The organism is Rhodovulum sp. FJ3 (assembly GCF_032918305.1).
Taxonomy (GTDB): domain Bacteria; phylum Pseudomonadota; class Alphaproteobacteria; order Rhodobacterales; family Rhodobacteraceae; genus SAT37.
The window spans coordinates 34,272-48,603 of record NZ_JAWJUU010000011.1 but is presented as its reverse complement, the minus strand read 5'-3'; the positions used below and the strand labels follow the sequence as shown (position 1 = coordinate 48,603).

General features: G+C 60.6%; 9 protein-coding genes. 5 read left to right on the top strand and 4 right to left on the bottom strand.

Going from position 1 to position 14,332, the window contains the following annotated elements:
- Window positions 1-312: 312 nt before the first annotated feature.
- Window positions 313-1,512 carry an ROK family transcriptional regulator gene (locus R1W00_RS17785; protein WP_317264122.1) on the bottom strand — a complete coding sequence of 400 codons (1,200 nt, stop codon included), beginning with the start codon at window positions 1,510-1,512 and terminating at the stop codon, window positions 313-315.
- Window positions 1,513-1,672: 160 nt separating this feature from the next.
- Here R1W00_RS17785 and R1W00_RS17780 point away from each other — a divergent pair, with 160 nt between their 5' ends.
- The 5 genes from R1W00_RS17780 (at window position 1,673) to R1W00_RS17760 (ending at window position 10,329) form a co-directional block, all read left to right on the top strand.
- A complete protein-coding gene (locus R1W00_RS17780; RefSeq protein ID WP_317264121.1) occupies window positions 1,673-2,692 on the top strand; it encodes a sugar ABC transporter substrate-binding protein in 1,020 nt (339 codons plus the stop codon).
- Between the two features lie 115 nt (window positions 2,693-2,807).
- Window positions 2,808-3,881 carry an ABC transporter permease gene (locus R1W00_RS17775; RefSeq protein ID WP_317264120.1) on the top strand — a complete coding sequence of 358 codons (1,074 nt, stop codon included), beginning with the start codon at window positions 2,808-2,810 and terminating at the stop codon, window positions 3,879-3,881.
- Window positions 3,878-4,645 carry an ATP-binding cassette domain-containing protein gene (locus R1W00_RS17770; protein ID WP_317264119.1) on the top strand — a complete coding sequence of 256 codons (768 nt, stop codon included), beginning with the start codon at window positions 3,878-3,880 and terminating at the stop codon, window positions 4,643-4,645. The genes R1W00_RS17775 and R1W00_RS17770 overlap by 4 nt, the downstream gene beginning before the upstream one ends.
- Before the next feature lie 114 nt (window positions 4,646-4,759).
- Complete coding sequence (locus tag R1W00_RS17765; RefSeq protein WP_317264118.1) at window positions 4,760-6,547, top strand: autotransporter assembly complex family protein; 1,788 nt, start codon at window positions 4,760-4,762, stop codon at window positions 6,545-6,547.
- The gene (locus R1W00_RS17760; RefSeq protein WP_317264117.1) at window positions 6,547-10,329 is read left to right on the top strand and encodes a translocation/assembly module TamB domain-containing protein; all 3,783 of its coding nucleotides are present in this window, start codon (window positions 6,547-6,549) and stop codon (window positions 10,327-10,329) included. Before R1W00_RS17765 ends, R1W00_RS17760 begins: the two co-directional genes overlap by 1 nt.
- Here R1W00_RS17760 and R1W00_RS17755 read toward each other — a convergent pair whose 3' ends face one another.
- Genes R1W00_RS17755 through R1W00_RS17745 form a run of 3 tightly spaced genes read right to left on the bottom strand, consistent with a single transcriptional unit; the run spans window position 10,330 to window position 14,295 of the window.
- On the bottom strand, window positions 10,330-11,265 hold the full coding sequence (locus R1W00_RS17755) for a glycosyltransferase family 2 protein (RefSeq protein ID WP_317264116.1): 936 nt from the start codon (window positions 11,263-11,265) through the stop codon (window positions 10,330-10,332).
- Window positions 11,237-12,067, bottom strand: coding sequence for a hypothetical protein (locus R1W00_RS17750; protein WP_317264115.1), 831 nt, complete (start codon window positions 12,065-12,067; stop codon window positions 11,237-11,239). Before R1W00_RS17750 ends, R1W00_RS17755 begins: the two co-directional genes overlap by 29 nt.
- Window positions 12,064-14,295, bottom strand: a complete 2,232-nt coding sequence (locus R1W00_RS17745; RefSeq protein WP_317264114.1) for a glycosyltransferase — start codon at window positions 14,293-14,295, stop codon at window positions 12,064-12,066. Before R1W00_RS17745 ends, R1W00_RS17750 begins: the two co-directional genes overlap by 4 nt.
- Window positions 14,296-14,332: the final 37 nt, after the last annotated feature.

Below are 14,332 nucleotides of genomic sequence, written 5' to 3'. Positions count from 1 at the left end.
GCGAAGCCAGCCGAAGCAACCAGGGCCGTAGTAGCAAAGAGACTATGTTTTGGATTTTTTCTCGGAAAACATAGTAGTTAGAGAATTTTGATCGAGATGACGTCTTCTCGTCGTCAAGATGCTGCGCGTGCAAAATATTGTGAATGCGACAAATTATCCTGACTTACAGGACGCTAATTATCACACTCATGTTATTAACGTTCACACGTATTTGTGAACGCCTGGCCTCCTCGGACCCCCGTTTGAGAAAAAACGCAAAGAAATCGCGCTCGGATACCTGATCCGGACGCCTATTCCGTTCAACACAGGGATTTAGACGCGCTGAAAGCCCGCGTTGGTGTTCAGCATAAAGTTCGCAAAGATCGGCAAGCTTGCCGCGCCTATCCCGCGGGCATCTGCGCCAACGCTCCCGCATTCGGCGGTGGGCAGGAGAAGGCCGCGCCCATCCAGCCGACCCAAAGACGCGCGAACGCGCTCAACAAGGGCTTCGCGGATCGCCGCGGGAAAGGCCCCATCGATAACGACAGCTTCAAAATCGATTACCGAACAAACGGCGAGGGCCGCTCGCGCGAGATTTTCGCCGGTTTCGTCCAGCCACGGCACCAAAACCTCATCAATTCCGCTCCAATCCGGCTCTTCCTGCCAAAGGGCAGCGGGATCATGTCCCGCCGCAACCATTGCGGCCTCAAGCCGGTAAATGGACGCCGAGTCGATCAGTTGCTCAACCCCGCCGCCTGTTTTGGGCATAGGTAGGGAGCCAAAGGCACCCGCATTGTTCCGCGCGCCGGGATAGACCGAGTCATTCAGGACCACACCACCACCGATAAAGGCACCAACGAAGAAATACGCGTAATCCGAAAAATCCTTACCCCGCCCGTACACGTGCTCTGCACGACAGGCTGCGGTGGCGTCGTTCTCAACAAACACTGGTAGTTCACAGAGCTCGCCCAGACGCTCGGCAAAATCGACCTCTTTCCACGCCGCGAACTCGTCTGCGGGCGCACCGATTGAGTCATGCCACTTCCAAATCTCGAACGGCGCAGCCACACCCACGCCACAGATCCGCGCGCGCTGATCTTCGGTCAACTTGGCCAGCAAGGTCTCTAAGCCATGCTGCCAAAAACCAAAAATCGTTCCGGGGAGAGGGTATTTGTAGGTGGTTTTGACCCGATCGCGGACATTCCCAACGAAATCCAAGAGCAGGATATCGGCACTGCGACGTCCGATTTTCAGACCGATGGAGTAAACCCCATCCTCGGACAGGGCCATGGGAATGGAGGGCTTGCCCACGCGTCCGCGCTTGGGCTCGCCACGTTTTATAAAGCCCTCACTTTCCAAACTGCGAAGAATCACAGATACTGTTTGAGGTGACAGCCCAGAAAGACGCGCCAAATCGCTGCCTGGCAAGGCTCCGTGGCGCTGGATAGTGGAAATTAATAGGCGTTCGTTGTGATCTCTCACGCCGCGCTGATTAACGCCACCGCTGAACTTTCGGACTTCTGTGGTTGTCATGGCCCTCTCCCTGTCATCAATAAAGCACAAGCCTATTAATAAATCAAATTTATTTATTTATTGACGCAAGGCCGCGAATCACGTTTTTTAGGATGCGAGGCGGGAAAACCCGTCGATCCGACGCGGGCCACCCGCGTCAGTGCTTTTGGGAGGAAGACCAATGAAGAAGTTTCTCGCAGGAACGGCGATGGCCGTTCTGACCACGACTGGTGCAGCTTACGCAGGCGGCCATGAAACGTCCGCATGCCTAATCACGAAAACCGACACCAACCCGTTTTTCGTCAAGATGAAAGAAGGCGCCGCCGCCAAGGCCGCCGAACTGGGCATCACCCTGAAAACCTTTGCTGGCAAAGTTGACGGCGACCACGAAACGCAAGTTCAGGCGATCGAGACCTGCATTCTGGATGGCGCCAAGGGCATCTTGCTGACCGCATCCGACACCTCGTCGATCGTTTCGGCCGTTCAACAGGCCCGCGACGCAGGTATCTTGGTGATCGCGCTCGACACGCCGCTGGACCCGATTGACGCGGCTGATGCGACCTTTGCGACCGACAACTTCCTTGCGGGGGAGCTGATCGGTAAATGGGCCGCCGCGAAACTGGGCGACGACGCGGCTAACGCAAAAATCGGTATGCTGGACCTCGCCGTATCGCAGCCGACCGTTGGCGTTCTGCGCGATCAGGGCTTCTTGCAGGGCTTTGGCATCGACCTTGGCGACCCGAACAAATGGGGTGACGAGACCGATCCGCGCATTGTTGGCAACGACGTCACCGCCGGTAACGAAGAGGGTGGCCGCAAGGCAATGGAAAACCTTCTGGCCACCGATCCGATGATCAACGTCGTCTACACGATCAACGAGCCTGCCGCCGCCGGTGCCTATGAGGCACTCAAGGCAATTGGCCGTGAGAACGACGTTCTGATCGTGTCGGTCGACGGCGGCTGCCCCGGCGTTCAGAACATCGCGGACGGTGTGATCGGCGCGACCTCGCAGCAGTACCCGCTGTTGATGGCGTCGCTGGGCATCGAGGCAATCAAGGAATGGGCCGACAACGGCGTGAAACCCGAACCGACCCCCGGCAAGAACTTCTTTGACACGGGCGTTGCTCTGGTCACCGATCAGCCCGCCGATGGCGTCGAGTCGATCTCGGTCGCCGAAGGCATGGACCTGTGCTGGGGCTAAGACCTTGAATTAACGAATGAAAGGGGCGGCGATCCGCCCCTTTCCCGCCCACGCCGAGGGGGATCGGCGTTTGTGCTATACTTATCCGAAACAACCACCGACATCGGGGACTGACATGACCCAGACCGCCTCAAAAGGGCAGGACTTTGAAGCTGTCGCAGCGCACAGCCCGCAGGCCGTAGCCGAGTTCAACGACCATCACAGCAGCCTTTTGAACAGGGTGCAGCACCGTTTGCACCAGACACCGGCGCTTGTGCCGTTGATCGTTCTGGTTCTGTCCATCGCGGTGTTTGGCGCCCTGCTGGGCAGCAAGTTTTTTTCGCCGTTCAGCCTGACCTTGATCCTGCAACAGGTACAGATCGTCGGCATTCTAGCCGCCGCGCAAAGCATCGTGATCCTGACCGCAGGCATCGACCTCAGCGTCGGCGCGATCATGGTTCTGTCCTCCGTCGTGATGGGACAGTTTACGTTCCGTTATGGCCTTCCGGCCGAACTGGCAGTGGTCTGTGGCCTGATCTGCGGGACGTTTTGCGGTTTCATCAACGGCGTTCTGGTGGCCAAGGTCAAGCTGCCGCCGTTCATCGTGACACTTGGCATGTGGCAGATCGTTTTGGCGTCGAATTTCCTCTATTCCGCCAACGAAACCATCCGCGCACAAGACATCGAGGCCAATGCGCCTATCCTGCAATTCTTCGGTGAAAAGCTGCGGATTGGTGGGGCCATCTTTACCTATGGCGTGATTTTCATGGTCCTGCTGATCCTGTTCATGGCCTATGTCCTGCGTCACACCGCGTGGGGGCGTCACGTTTACGCCGTGGGCGATGACAAGGATGCGGCAGAACTGTCTGGTGTGAAAACCGACCGCGTTTTGATCTCGGTTTACGCGATTTCGGGTCTGATCTGTGCCTTTGCGGGCTGGGCCTTGATTGGGCGGATCGGCTCGGTCTCGCCGACCTCGGGGCAACTGGGCAACATCGAATCCATCACCGCAGTTGTGATCGGGGGCATCTCCCTGTTCGGCGGGCGCGGCTCGATCCTTGGGTCGCTGTTCGGGGCGCTGATCGTGGGCGTGTTCACGCTTGGCCTGCGCCTTTTGGGGGCGGATGCACAATGGACCTACCTGTTGATCGGCGTGCTGATCATCGGTGCGGTGGCAGTTGACCAATGGATCAGAAAGGTTTCGCAATGACCCAACCAATTTTGCAAGGCAAGAACCTGGTCAAACGCTATGGCCGTGTGGTCGCGCTGGACCACTGTGATTTCGAACTCTACCCCGGCGAAATCTTGGCCGTGATCGGGGACAACGGCGCGGGCAAATCGACCCTGATCAAGGCCCTGTCGGGCGCAGTCGTTCCCGATGAGGGCGAGGTGTTCCTCGAGGGCAAAAAAGTCAACTTTTCGACCCCCTTGGACGCACGCCGCGACGGGATCGAAACGGTCTACCAGCAACTCGCCATGTCGCCTGCCCTGTCGATTGCGGACAATATGTTCATGGGGCGCGAGCTGCGCAAACCCGGGATCATGGGCACAATGTTCCGCCAGTTGGACCGCCCCGCGATGGAGAAATTCGCGCGCGAAAAGCTGTCTGAACTGGGCCTGATGACGATTCAGAACATCAATCAGGCGGTTGAAACCCTGTCCGGTGGCCAACGTCAGGGCGTCGCCGTGGCCCGCGCCGCCGCATTTGGGTCCAAGGTGATCATTCTGGACGAACCGACCGCCGCACTTGGGGTCAAGGAATCCCGTCGTGTATTGGAGCTGATCCAGGACGTGAAATCGCGTGGCATTCCGATCATCCTGATTTCGCACAATATGCCCCACGTCTTTGAGGTCGCCGACCGCATCCACGTACACCGTCTGGGCAAGCGTCTGTGCGTCATCAACCCCAAGGAGCACACGATGTCGGACGCCGTTGCCTATATGACCGGCGCCGCCGTTCCCGAAGCGGCCTAAAACATCCCCGCGACAAGCGGAAATCGGCCAGCCGGATTGCAGAATTCGGCTGGCCTTTTGCATCCCATGCCCCAATGTTAGACCGAAGACAGGCATCGGCCATCAGGGTGGGACATGGGACTTTTCAAACGCATCGGCGCGGCCGTGGCAGGGGGCATTTTTCTGACCTCTCCGGCATTTGCGACGGATGTCACGTTCAATATCACCACCGATCTGTCGGACGGTTTGCGCGAGGCCCTGCGCGGCGCGTCCCTGTCGCGGGACATTGCGAAACAGGATGGCACGACGACCGATACGTTGCTGTCCGCGGCGCAGGCCGACTATCGCCGTTTGATCGAGGTGCTCTATGCCCGCGGGTATTTCGGCCCCGTGATCAACATCACGGTCGACGGGCGCGAGGCCGCCGCGATCCCACCGTTTTCACCGCCCGCAAACATCGACCAGATCACCATCACGATCAATCCGGGCGACCGTTTCCGGTTTGGCGAGGTCTCGATCGCGCCTCTGGCCCCTGACACCGAATTGCCCGAGGGCTTCGCCACTGGCAAACCGGCCCAAAGCCTGCTGATCGGCGACGCGGTTGGCGTGGCAATTGACGCATGGCGCGGCGACGGTCACGCCAAGGCCGCCGTGAACGGACAACGCGTGATCGCCGATCACACCCGCGCGGTTCTGAACACCGATGTCACCCTTGCCCCCGGTCCGCGCCTGAATTTCGGCGACCTGATCGTGGATGGCAACAGCGCGGTGCGCACTGAACGCATCATCGAAATCGCAGGCCTACCGACGGGACAGGTCTTTGATCCCGAAGAACAATCCAAGGCCGCAAACCGCCTGCGCAAGACCGGCGCGTTCCGCTCGGTCGCCCTGCGCGAAGAGGACGATGCGAACGCCGATGGCACGCTGGATATCACCGCCACCGTGGTGGAGGACAAACCGCGCAAGTTCGGGTTCGGCGCCGAGGTATCGTCTCTAGAGGGCCTATCGCTGTCCGCGTTCTGGATGCACCGCAATCTCCTTGGCGGGGCGGAACGGCTGCGCTTTGACGGGGCGGTTTCGGGGATCGCGGGGGATACGGGCGGGGTGGATAGCCTGCTTTCGGCCAGTTTCACCCGCCCCGCAACCTTCGGACCGGACACAAGCCTATCCCTCTTGGCCGAGGCCGAGGTTCTGGATGAGCCCGATTTCTATGAAAACCGCATCTTCCTATCCGCCGGTCTGATCCGTGAGTTCAGCGATAGCTTTCAGGTCGGCGTCGGCGTCGGTCTGCGGTTCACGGACATCCGTGACGATTTCGGGGAACGGACCATCCATCAACTGACCTTCCCCCTGTTCGCGACGCTGGATGAGCGGGACGATACCCTGAACCCGCGTGCGGGCTATTTCGCGGACGTCGATCTGGAACCCTTTGCAGCCCTTGGCGATGGCGGGTCGGGCGCGCGCATCTTTGCCGACACGCGTGCCTATTATGCGTTGGGCAACAACGCGGTTCTGGCGGGACGGGCGCAGATCGGTTCGGTCCTTGGGGCGGCGGCGGCGGATGTGCCGCCCGATATGTTGTTCTTTTCCGGTGGGGGCGGCACCGTGCGCGGACAGCCCTATCAATCGCTGGGCGTCGATCTGCCCTCGGGTGATACCGTCGGCGGGCGCAGCTTTGTAGGTCTCTCCGCCGAAATCCGCTATGACATCAGCAACAGCATCAGCGTCGTCGGCTTTGCCGATACCGGTTTTGTCGGTGCCGATAGCATCCCGGGGCAAAACGGCGAATGGCAATCGGGCGCGGGGCTGGGCGTGCGCTATAACACCGGCATCGGCCCCATCCGGTTCGACGTTGCCGCACCCGTCGGTGGATCGACCGGTGACGGCGTGCAATTTTACATCGGGATCGGGCAGGCCTTTTGATGCGTAAGTTTCGCCACACACTATTCGCCCTGACCTGCGCGGCACTGGCCCCGCTCAGCGCGACGGCCCAAGACACCGAGGCCGAGCGCGACCGCGGCACGCTGCAAGCATTTCTTGAGGACAAGCTGTCGTCGGCGGGTCGCGACATCCGGATTGAGGGGTTCGAGGGCGCTCTGTCGTCCAACGCTACGCTGGACAGCCTGACCATTGCGGACGCAGACGGAGTCTGGATCACGCTCAGCGACGTGTCGCTGGTCTGGTCGCGCACCGCCCTGTTGCGCGGACGGTTGGAAATCGAAACCCTGTCCGCGGGCGAAATCGCCATCCCGCGCCGCCCGCTGCCGGCGCCTGCGGTCGAACTGGCCGACACACAGGCCACACCTTTTGCCCTGCCTGAATTGCCCGTTGCGGTGAACATCGGCACGATTTCCGTGGATCGCCTTGATTTGGGCGAGGGTGTCATCGGACCCGCCGCGGTGTTTGACATGGACGGGTCGCTGTCGCTTGCGGATGGCCAAGGCACCGCGGACATCGACATTTCCCGCATCGATGGCACCAAGGGCGACCTGACCCTGTCTGCCGCCTATGCCAACGCGACCCGCGATTTGCGCATCGATCTGAACCTTGATGAGGGCAGCGGCGGCTTGATCAGCACGATTATCAACCTGCCCGGCGCGCCGTCGGTCAATCTGCGCGTCACCGGCGATGCGCCCCTGTCCGATTTCACCGCGCAAATTGCCTTGGCCACGGACGACATCCCGCGCCTGACCGGTCAGGTCCGTTTGCGCGACGACATCGACACCTCGGTTGAGGTCACAGATCCCGACGCCCCTGCGCCCACCCTACAACGGGTTGAGGCGTTTCTGGACGGCGATATCCGCGCCCTGTTTGCGCCCGATCTGCAGCCATTCTTTGGCGCACAATCGGGTCTTGGGGTTCAGGCGACCCTTTATCCCGACGGGCGCAAGGACATCACCGATCTGGATCTGCAAACCGAGCAGATGTCGATCACAGGGTCCCTGTCCATCGGCGCGGCGGGTCTGCCAAGCGCCTTTGATCTGCGCGCGGACATCAACGCAGATGAACCCGTGCGCCTGCCCGTTTCGGGTGACGAAACCTATATCGAACGCGCCCTGATCCTTGCGCAATTCGACGCGGAATTGGGGAATGAATGGACGCTGGACGGGTTCGTCAGTGGCCTATCCCGCGCGGGCCTGAACGTGGGCGATGCCCAAATCACCGGTCAGGGGCACATCAATGCCGATGGCGCACCCCTGTTTGACGGGGAATTTGACCTGATCGGGCAGGACATCACGCATCGCGACACGGCCCTTGCGACGGCCATCGGCCCCACGGCGCGCGCCGCCCTCAGCGTCACCTATGACCGCGATGCCCCTGTGCGCCTGAACGATGTTCGCATCACAAGTGGTGATACGACCCTAAGCGGCGACATAACGATCGGGCGCGGGGATGAGGGCGTACCGATCACCGCCGATTTGCGCCTGACCTCGACGGACATCAGCCGTTTTGCCGATCTGGCGGAGCGGCCCCTCGGTGGTGCTGCGGACCTGACCGTGTCGGGGACCTATAGCCCGCTGTCCGGCGCATTCGACATCTCATCCCAAGCCCGCCTGACCGATCCGATCACGGGTGTGGCACAGGCCGACGCGTTGCTGGCCGGTCAGACCAACCTGATCCTATCGGCGGCGCGCGACGCGAATGGCACGATCCTGCGCCGCCTGTCGGTGCGCGGTGATCTGGTCACGCTAGAGGCCCGTGGCGACATTGACGTGACCGACGCATCGCTGGATTTCGACGCGGCAGTGCGCGATCTGACGCCGCTGGACCTTGGGCTATCGGGCGGGGCCACGGCCACCGGCAACGCCACATGGCAACAGGGATCGGCCATCACCCTAACCGCGTTGGACGTCGCCGCGGCGGGGACCAACGTGACGTTTTCGGGCACGTTTGATCCCAACGACCCTGCCTTGCCAGTAACGGGAATGGTCGATGCGACCTCGGGCGATCTGTCGGTTTTTTCGAAACTGGTTGGTCGTCGCTTGGGCGGGTCGGTCGATCTGAACGCGAACGGGACCGCCGCCCTTCGTAGTCAAACCTATGATCTGGACCTCAGCCTCAGCGGCACGAACCTGACGACCGGTTTGGCGCAGGCGGATGCGCTGTTGCGCGGGCAAAGCGAGCTGCGCTTTGGCGGTAGCTATGGCGCGGATGGGATCGACATTCGCCTGCTGGATGCCGCGTCACCGCAGTTCACCGCCTCCATCACCCCAACGGGGGACGCGGGCGATCTGGCGATTGACGCCACGCTGAACAACCTCGGGATCATCGTGCCGGACTTTCCGGGGGCGGCGCAGGTCGATGGCACCATCCGCCCCGTTGGTTCCGATTGGGCAATGGATGTCGATGCCACCGGTCCTGGCGGAATCACGGCCCAAGTCGCGGGCACGGTGGCCGGAACGGGGCAAACGATGGACCTGCAAGTGTCGGGCAATGCGCCCCTTGCGCTGGCCAACGGATTTATCGCGCCGCGTGCCGTGTCGGGGCTTGCGCGGTTTGAGGCCACAATCAACGGCGCGCCCGGATTGGATGCGGTGTCGGGACGTCTCAGCACCTCGGGCGCGCGCCTTGTCGCCCCCGCCTTGGGGGTTGCGGTAGACGGGATCGGCGCAACTGTTTCCCTGTCGGGCGGGCGGGCCGTGGTCGACGTCACAGGCGCCTTTGCTGAGGGCGGCACGGTCGCCATCAACGGTAGCGTCGGTTTGGGTGCGGGAAATCCGGCAGACATGTCGATCACCTTGTCCCGCGCGGTGCTTAGCGATCCAGACCTCTATCAAACGCGCCTCAACGCGGCCTTGGCCCTGACGGGACCTCTGTCTGGTGGCGGGCGGATCACGGGGACGGTGGACCTGTTGGAAACCGAATTGCGCATCCCCTCGGGCGGCGGAATTGTGGGCGGTATCCCCGACAACCTGCGCCATGTGGGTGAAAGCGCGGCCTCGCGTCGGACCCGCGATTGGGCAGGCCTGATCGACACTGGCGGTGCATCATCCGGGGCGGGGTCTGCTCTGGGCCTTGATATAATCGTGTCGGCGCCAAACCAAATCTTCATTCGTGGACGCGGGCTTGATGCCGAATTGGGTGGTCGCATTCGGGTGACGGGCACCACCGCCGACGTCATTCCGATCGGGCGGTTTGAACTGGTGCGCGGGCGTCTGGAAATTCTGGGGCAGCGTCTGGATCTGGATGAGGGTCTGATCCGGCTGCAGGGCTCTCTGGACCCGTACCTGCGGCTGGTCGCGACCACCTCTGCCGCAGATGACACGGTGATTTCCGTCGTGATTGAGGGGCCTGTCTCCGAACCCGAAGTGGTGTTCGAAAGCCAACCCGAGTTGCCACAGGATGAGGTGCTTGCGCGGCTGCTGTTTGAACGGGGAACACAGTCCCTATCGCCGCTACAGGCCTTGCAGTTGGCCAATGCAGTCGCAGTCCTTAGCGGGCGCAGCGACGGCGGCGTGATTTCTACCCTGCGTCAGAACTTTGGCCTCGACGATCTGGATATCAGCACGGATGACAGCGGAGGCGCGGCCGTGCGTGCAGGGAAATACATTTCGGAAAATGTCTATACCGACGTCACCGTGGATTCGCAGGGTCAAACCGAGATCAACCTGAACCTAGATGTAACGCCCGGTTTCACCGTGCGCGGGTCTGTTGGCGATGATGGCAACACCGGTGTCGGCCTGTTCTTTGAAAGGAACTATTGATCAGACCAAACCGGCCAACCCGCCAAGGCAAAGCGTGACCCGTCCCATCACCCCCTGACGCCGGATCGGTCCCGTGGCAAAATGAGTGGTGCGGGCAATGGGGTTGGTTTCGCGAATGGCGCAAAACCGATCCAGCTGCCGACGCGCCGAGGGCGTCAGCATCCCCCGATTGGCCTGTAGTGCGCGCAGGTTTGCGTCGGTTTGGGCGCGAAAATCCCCACGCACGAAGGCACCCAAGCGACGAACCGACGCCGTAAACCCACGATTGTGTCCGACCAGATTATCTGAATGCTGGCGATACAGGGTGGTCGGCACAGGGTCATAAATAATGCGTCCGCCGCATCCCGAAACGATCTGATACATCCACCAATCATGCGACGCGAAATCGGGTGCTTGGGACGTGGCTCGACGAAGCAGATCAAAGCCCGCCCGATTCAACGCCATCGTGTTCCCACCGGCAAAGGATTGGACCAGCGCATTTGAAAACCAAAGGGGCAACCTCGGCAACCGCGAATGACCAAGCGGGTTCAGGTTCTGATCTGTCACCGTGGTGCGGGCGCCATAAAGCGTAGGTTCGTCCCCGGCCAAGGCCGATACAGCGCGCTCTATATGGGTTGGCAACCAGACGTCGTCTTGATCGCAAAACAGAACCACCCCGTGATCCGTCGGCGCGGATGCAATCAGGTGGGCAAAATTCGCGGCAAAGCCGCGTTTCGGCCCGTCGATCAGCGTCACCTCTTGCGGAACGTGCTCGGCGAACGTTTCGACGATGCGGCGCGTCTCATCCGTAGATCCGTCATCAGATACAATCATACGCCAATGCGCATCGGTTTGCTCGGACAAACTGCAGAGTTGTTCTGCCAGAAAACGCGCGCCGTTGAATGTCGCCAACAGGATGGTATGCGGCTCATGCCGCGGATGCGGTGATGTTCGCATGTCGGTTGTCATAGCCAAACTCTTGTTCAAGCAGTGTATTTTGATGATCAAACAGCGCCTCGATCCATTCTCGGCGCTCGGCCGTCCTTCCAGGGTCGTCTTGACCGGCATCCCGTAGACCCGCGTTGATCATCGCCTGCACCTGCGCCTCAGGCGCACCTCGGTTGATTGCGGCAACGATCCGGTCGCAGTCCATCATGCGCAGCGACGGGTTGGACGCCTGCCTTGGGATCGACCAGTTCAGCGCGGGCTGCCCCAACACATGTTCAAGCACGGATTGGATATTGCGGAAATGTGCGACGCGCACCGATTGTTCGCCAAAGGATTTTCGCCAAGCGCGTAGGAACCCCGCGACCGGCATTGCGCGGCTACGATCCACGGCGACTTGTGCAAAACTGCGCCCCTCAAACGCGCTCTGCACGGTACAATAGGTTCGATAGTTTTGTTTGATGAACTGCGAATAGTCCCCGAAAATAAAATCGGAAAACGGGCGCAGGAATACCAGAATTTCAACGGTGATCTGCCCCGAGGCTTGCAAATCGACCAGATCGGTTGCGCGCGCGGCCTGTGCGAACAGGTCTTCGTGGGACAGTAAAATCGTTTTTTGTTGGTATTCCTCTAGGATGCACTGCATCGAAGGGCCTGAAAGTGCCGCCAATCCATTCCCCGGATGCGCGCCAGACGGCGTCGGATAGGCAATGTCGTGATCGCCAAGCGTGGATTGGTTTTGCACCATAGCCCGTTGCAGAAAGGTCGAACCGCATTTGGGCGCTCCGATATGCAGGATAAGCCGTCTGGTCATGCTGCGATCCCCGTCGAAAGTTTCCCAAGACCAAGGGCCTGCACCATGTCCGCAACCACATGTGAGAGGTCATCCCCCATTGGGGAAAGATCCAGAGACCGGTCGGTCAGACGTGGGGACGGCGCATCCCACGCGGACCTAATTCCCTGAGCAATCTGATCGGGAAGCAAGCCCGTGCTCCAGATATGCGGACCAAGCGTGGAAAGATCCTTTTGCGTAAACGCATTGGTCACTGTTTTCACACCGGCCGCCGCCATTTCGATGGGTAGGTGGCTGGGGTGTGGAGAATACATCAGGGCAAGACCGACATCGCTCTCACACAGAAAACGAGGGTAGTCCTGGAGGGGCAGTTTTCCGAGGCTGTGCAAGCGGACACCGTTAGGCAGCGTGATGTCAATGTGCTTCATCCCTGCGCTAACGACTTTGATGTCTTTGGGGCCCAAGCCGGTGGTGGAGATGAATTTTGCGATGCTTTCGACCGCGAGGGGGAACATATTGCGGCTGACCTCCGGGCGACCGTAAAGGGCCAGTTGACGCGGAGAGCCCGTTGGACCGCGCACCAAACCGGCATAGCGGGGAACATGTATCGCCGGACGCAGCGTCAACGCGTGATCGTCCGCGAACCCGTACCCCATGCCCGCAAAATATCGACGCAAGTAAGAGGTGTTGAAAATCGGGGTAAAGTTCAGGTCATAGCTTGCCGTGGCCATGCCGTGCTCTTGGCCCCACGCGTAAAACCCGGGTTCGAAATCCTGAATGAGGTAGGCAAAGTTGTCGTGCATGTAGCCCGCCGCACACAAGTCCCGCGCGCAATAGGCCGTCCACCACGCGGTCGCCACAAACCTGTCGCCGCGATGTGCGGGGAGGTCCGCAGGTTGGGATCCATCAACAATTGACAGAAGTTGTGGCGGCAGGTCGGGGGCGCGATCCTGAATAAAGGCACGGCTGTGTTGAGCGTTTGCGACGGGTAGGTCCGTTGCAACATAGCGTACAGGCACGCCGTGGCGCGTGGCCTCTAGCCCCATATCAACGGCGGTCAGGATGCCCGCGAACATTTCGTTCGGGTTGAGGCTGGGCAAAAGGATGTTCAGGCTGGGGCGCGGGGCGTTGAACACGGGGCGCAGGCCGGTGTGGCATCGCGGATCAAGGTAACTGGTCCAATCGCGCGGAGTTTCGACTTGCGCCGGTTGCACGGCCACGGGGCGGGGCGGAACACCAGGCGCCAGATCGTAGAGGCGGTTGTCAAACTGCCCAAGCGCCTGTTCATAGCCGACATTTGCGGCGCGTTTCGCCGCCCAAATTGTGCGCCCAAGGGCGACGACCGCATAGCTTAGGCTGACCGCGGCCTGAGACACCTGCCCGCGCAGGGCCATTCGCAACCCATCCGCGACGAATGCCAAACCGGTGCCGCGCGGGGCGAGATAGGGCTTTAGCGGCTCCAGCTTTGATAGCGCCGTCTCGACATTACCAAACCGCAGCACCAGTTGTCGCGCCAGATAGGAGGCCAACGCATAGCGTCCCGCCCATGTGCGCAAACGGAACTTGGTCGTGCCCGCCGTGCGGTGCCCCGCGCCCACCGCGTTATTGCCGTGTTGGCGATAATCGACCAGCGGGCGGCGGATCAGGCGCACGTCGCCAAGAACCCGTGCCACCAAGGCCAGCCACAGGTCGTGGTAGAAATGAACGCCGTTTTGTGGCGGGAAAGGTAGGGCATTCTCGACCACCTCTCGGGTCATGGTAACGGTCATCCCTGTGACCGAATTGCGGACCAACAGGTTGCGAAGGCGCGAATCCCTGTCGCGTCGTTCAAACCCGAAAACCGACTTGTGTAGAGGTTTACCCATCGCGTCGACCATGCGTGCGTCGCTGTGGACCATCGCGGCCCCGTCCTGCAAACCCTCTATCCCCGCCCGCAACCTATCCGCGCACCAAATGTCATCCTGATCCGAAAGGGCAAAGTGGCGCGCCTCGGGGAACAATTCCAATGCGCACTTTAACCCGAACTCAAAGGCCCGCACCGCGTCCAGTCGATCCTCACCCACAACTATGTGAAAATTCAGACCATTTTCACCCGCGAGGTCATCAATCAGGTCACTTGAATTTCGGTCTGCATCCACGAAAACAACCGCGAAATCATCATGCGTTTGCGCCGCAATACTGGCGATCTGTTCTGCAAGGTAACTGGCCACTGGGCGGAAGACCGCCATGACGATAACTGTTTGTGGCATCGGGAAAAATGTCCTTTCGGCCCATACGAAATGTCAG

Bases quoted from the DNA above. Each gene is read 5' to 3' on its own strand.
- R1W00_RS17785 (WP_317264122.1), bottom strand. From the start codon at position 1,512: ATGACAACCACAGAAGTCCGAAAGTTCAGCGGTGGCGTTAATCAGCGC.
- R1W00_RS17780 (WP_317264121.1), top strand. From the start codon at position 1,673: ATGAAGAAGTTTCTCGCAGGAACGGCGATGGCCGTTCTGACCACGACT.
- R1W00_RS17775 (WP_317264120.1), top strand. From the start codon at position 2,808: ATGACCCAGACCGCCTCAAAAGGGCAGGACTTTGAAGCTGTCGCAGCG.
- R1W00_RS17770 (WP_317264119.1), top strand. From the start codon at position 3,878: ATGACCCAACCAATTTTGCAAGGCAAGAACCTGGTCAAACGCTATGGC.
- R1W00_RS17765 (WP_317264118.1), top strand. From the start codon at position 4,760: ATGGGACTTTTCAAACGCATCGGCGCGGCCGTGGCAGGGGGCATTTTT.
- R1W00_RS17760 (WP_317264117.1), top strand. From the start codon at position 6,547: ATGCGTAAGTTTCGCCACACACTATTCGCCCTGACCTGCGCGGCACTG.
- R1W00_RS17755 (WP_317264116.1), bottom strand. From the start codon at position 11,265: ATGCGAACATCACCGCATCCGCGGCATGAGCCGCATACCATCCTGTTG.
- R1W00_RS17750 (WP_317264115.1), bottom strand. From the start codon at position 12,067: ATGACCAGACGGCTTATCCTGCATATCGGAGCGCCCAAATGCGGTTCG.
- R1W00_RS17745 (WP_317264114.1), bottom strand. From the start codon at position 14,295: ATGCCACAAACAGTTATCGTCATGGCGGTCTTCCGCCCAGTGGCCAGT.